The following is a 3,511-nucleotide window of genomic DNA, read 5'->3' as shown; positions in this document are numbered from 1 at the left end:
GCCCGCAACTACCTGCTGCCCCGCGGTTTCGCGACCGTGTGGACGCAGGGCGGTGAGAAGCAGGTCGAGTCCCTGAAGGCCGCCCGCGCCCTCACACCCCCGCGAAGAAGGAAGGCGCGCGCCACGGCGGCCAGGCGGGCGGGGTCGTCCGCGCCGCACATCTCCCGCGCGGAGTGCATGGACAGCAGGCCGATGCCCACGTCCACGGTGCGCACGCCCAGGCGCGTCGCGGAGATCGGGCCGATCGTGGACCCGCACGGGACGTCGTTGTTCGAGACGAACCGCTGGAACGGCACCCCCGCCGCCGCGCACCACCGCGCGAACGCGGCCTCCCCCGCGGCGTCCGTGGAGTAGCGCTGGTTCGCGTTGATCTTCAGCAGCGGCCCGTGGTTCACGCGCGGGTGGTTCACGGGGTCGTGCCGCTCCGTGTAGTTCGGGTGGACGAGGTGGCCGGCGTCGGCGGAGAGCAGCCAGGAGCCGGCCCGCGAGCGGGCCGCGCCCTGGCCGGTCACCCCGCACGCCGTCAGGAGGCGGCCCATGAGCTCCTCCAGCAGCGGGCCGCCGGCCCCGGTGCGGGTCGCGGAGCCGACCTCCTCGTGGTCGAACGCGGCGAGCACGGGGATCACCGGGGCGCCCGCGGCCTCCCCCGCCACGCCCTCGGCGACGACGACGCCCCGCCCGGCCCGGTCGGCGTCGGCGGCGAGGGACTCGAGGGCGCGGAGCCCGGCGTGCACGGAGGAGAGGTTGTCGAGCCGCCCGCAGGCGAAGAACTCGCCGTTGGCGCCGAACGCGCCGCCCTGCTGGGCGTCCGCGACCACGACGTCCGCCCCGCGCACCTCGGCGGGGTCGACGCCGGCCTGCGCGGCGAGCAGCTCGAGGATGTCGCCGGTGAGGCGCACGACGGGGTCGGCCGAGGCGCCGTCGGCGGCGTCCGTGCCCGCGGCGTCCGGGGCGCCGGCCACCGCGGCGACGATCGGCTGGGTGTGCCGCTGGCGGCCGAGGGTGAGGTCGTCGTTGGCGGAGCGGTCCAGGTGGATGGCCAGCTGCGGGATGCGCCCCACGGGGCCGGTGGCGGCCAGCACCTGGCGGCCGTCCGCGAGCGCCAGCCGCCCGGCGAACCGCAGCTCGCGGTCCAGCCAGGAGTTCAGCAGGGGCCCGCCGTAGACCTCGACGCCGGCCTGCACCCAGCCGTCGGCGGTGACGGTGAGGTGCTGCGGCTTGAGCTTGAACCCGGGGGAGTCGGTGTGCGCGCCGAGCACCCGGAACACGGGCACGGCGTCGGCAGCGCGCTCCGCCAGGGCCTCGGGGAGGATCCAGGCGAGGACGGCGCCGTCGGTGACGCTGACGTAGCCGCCGGGGGCGGCGGGCAGGTCCTGCGCGGGGTCCACGCGGGTGAAGCCGACGGCCTCGAGGCGGCGGGCGACCTCCGCGGCCGCGTGGAAGCTGGACGGGGAGGCCTGCACGAACGCGGCCAGGTCCTGCAGGTGCGCGGAGAGGGCGGGCGCGCCCGGAACGGCGGCGGTCACGGTGCTCTCGGAGGTCACGGTGCTCATGGTCCTGACGCTACCGCGCGCCTACGCTGGAGGGGCCCTGCCCCCTCCCGAAGGAGCCCGCCCGTGCCGAACGAGGTCCTGCTGGTCGCCGGCGTCGGCGCGGCGCTGTTCGTGCTGTGGGCCGTGGGCGGGTGGCTGATCGTGCGGATGGGCTTCACCCGGGACCGGGACCGCCTCCCGGACGGCCCCGGGCCCGCCTCCGCGCTCCCCGACGGCGACGGCGCCCCCTCCCCCGGCCGGCTCCCCGCGGACCCGGCGCAGGATCCGCACGCGGCGTGGCGGGAGCAGATGAAGGCCGCCACCGTGGCCTCGGGCGCCCGCTGCACGTGCGAGGACGGCGCGGTCCCGGACCCCGACTGTCCCGTGCACCGCTGGGACTACGCCTGAGCCGAGGCCGCCCCCACCCCGGCGGCCACGGCCTCGCGCACCGGGCGCACGCCCGTCATCCCCGGGTCTGCCGGGCCCGCGGAGGGGTCCTCGGGGTCCCGGGCGGGATCGCCGCCCGGGCCGCGGACGAGGTCGTCGTCGGGGTCGAGGATCTCCAGGACCACGCGGGCGCACAGCCAGAGGACGGCCAGCATGTGGGCGAGGATCGCGGCCACGTACACAGAGTCGTCCATGGAGTGCTGCGGCATGGACCCGGAGGCCCCCTTGGCCAGGTACATCCAGACGGCGAAGAAGTGCAGCGCCTCCACGGTCTGCCACACCCAGAAGTCCTTCCAGCGGGGCAGGGCCAGCGCCATCAGCGGGATCAGCCAGATCACGAACTGCGGGGAGTACACCTTGTTGGTCAGCACGAACGCGGCGACCACCAGGAACGTCAGCTGCGCCAGCCGCGGCGGGCGCTTCGCGACCACGCCGAGCACGAAGATCCCGAGGCAGCACACCGCGAACGCGCCGTAGGCGTACATGCCCAGCCGCTCGTCGGGCACCGCCGCCCAGCCGGCCTGCGCGGCGACGACGTCCCACGCGTGCCACACGCTGGAGAGCCCCGGGCCGCGCTCTGCGGAGAAAGTGAAGAACACCTTCCAGGACTCGAAGTGGGTCAGCATCAGGGGCAGGTTCACGGCCAGCCACGCGGCCACGGCGCCCCCCGTGGCCTTCAGGAAGGGCCCGAAGCGGCGTGAGCGCACGGCCAGGATGAGGAGGGGGCCGAGGATCAGCAGCGGGTACAGCTTGGTGGCGGCGCCCAGGCCGAACAGCACGCCGGCCCAGCCGGGCCGCCCGCGGAGCCACACCCACATGCCCCAGGCCATGAGCGCCACGGCCCACAGGTCCCAGTTGACGGTGCCCGCCAGGATGATCCCCGGGGCGACCGCCACCATGAGCCCGTCCGTCCAGCGCCGGCCCGCCGTGCGCACGGTGAGCACGGCGGTGGCCGCCCACAGCCCGACGACGAACAGCAGGTTCACGCACCAGAACACCACGGTGCCCACGCTCGCCGGGAACGGCAGCCACTGCGTGAGCTGCGCCCCCACGGAGGCCACCAGGGACATCAGCACCGGGTACTCGAACGTGGATCCGGCCTGGAACGGCGCCCAGGGGTCCGCGGCGAACCCGCGCCCGCCGTAGAGCGCGGCCCAGTCCGAGTAGCAGCCCGCGTAGTAGACGTTCGGCGCACCCCAGCCGTGCAGCAGGCACGGCGACTTCTGGAGCACCGTGGCGATCGCCCCCAGCGCCACCAGCAGGGCCGTCAGGGCCACGGGCCCCGCCCACGCGCCGGTTCCGCGACCCCGGCCGTTGGCCGCCAGGCCCCCCGGGATCGCGAAGCGTCCGCCCCGGTCCCCCGGCGCCGGCACGACGCGCGGGTCCACCTCCCCCTCGGGGGTCGCCTCGTCGGACTCCACCGCCCCGGACCCCGCCGACGGTGCGCCCTCAGCGGAACCGGGGGGCGGCGTCGTGAGGGCGTGCCGCGGCGCGCGGTGCGCTCCCACGGGGACGTCCGGCCGCGCCTGCGG

Annotated in this window: 2 protein-coding genes and 2 pseudogenes; 2 read left to right on the top strand and 2 right to left on the bottom strand. The window is 76.2% G+C overall.

Annotation, left to right across the window (positions count from 1 at the left end; all coding sequences use genetic code 11):
* Positions 1–90 (top strand): annotated as a pseudogene (locus MHY29_RS12560) (50S ribosomal protein L9); the annotation flags it as partial.
* 20 nt (positions 91–110) lie between these two features.
* Here the strand turns inward: MHY29_RS12560 and MHY29_RS11620 are convergent.
* Positions 111–1,553, bottom strand: a pseudogene (locus tag MHY29_RS11620) (M18 family aminopeptidase); the annotation flags it as partial.
* A gap of 63 nt (positions 1,554–1,616) precedes the next feature.
* On the opposite strand from MHY29_RS11620, the gene MHY29_RS11615 reads away from it, so the two are divergent.
* The gene (locus MHY29_RS11615) at positions 1,617–1,940 is read left to right on the top strand and encodes a hypothetical protein (RefSeq protein WP_239241393.1); all 324 of its coding nucleotides are present in this window, start codon (positions 1,617–1,619) and stop codon (positions 1,938–1,940) included.
* Here MHY29_RS11615 and MHY29_RS11610 read toward each other — a convergent pair.
* Positions 1,931–3,487 (bottom strand): glycosyltransferase 87 family protein, encoded by a 1,557-nt coding sequence (locus tag MHY29_RS11610; protein WP_239241397.1) that lies wholly within the window; start codon positions 3,485–3,487, stop codon positions 1,931–1,933. The two genes, MHY29_RS11615 and MHY29_RS11610, sit on opposite strands and share 10 nt — an antisense overlap.
* Between the last annotated feature and the right edge of the window lie 24 nt (positions 3,488–3,511).

This window comes from Micrococcus sp. ACRRV (assembly GCF_022346985.1).
GTDB lineage: Bacteria > Actinomycetota > Actinomycetes > Actinomycetales > Micrococcaceae > Micrococcus > Micrococcus porci.
This window is presented reverse-complemented; position numbering and strand designations above follow the sequence as displayed.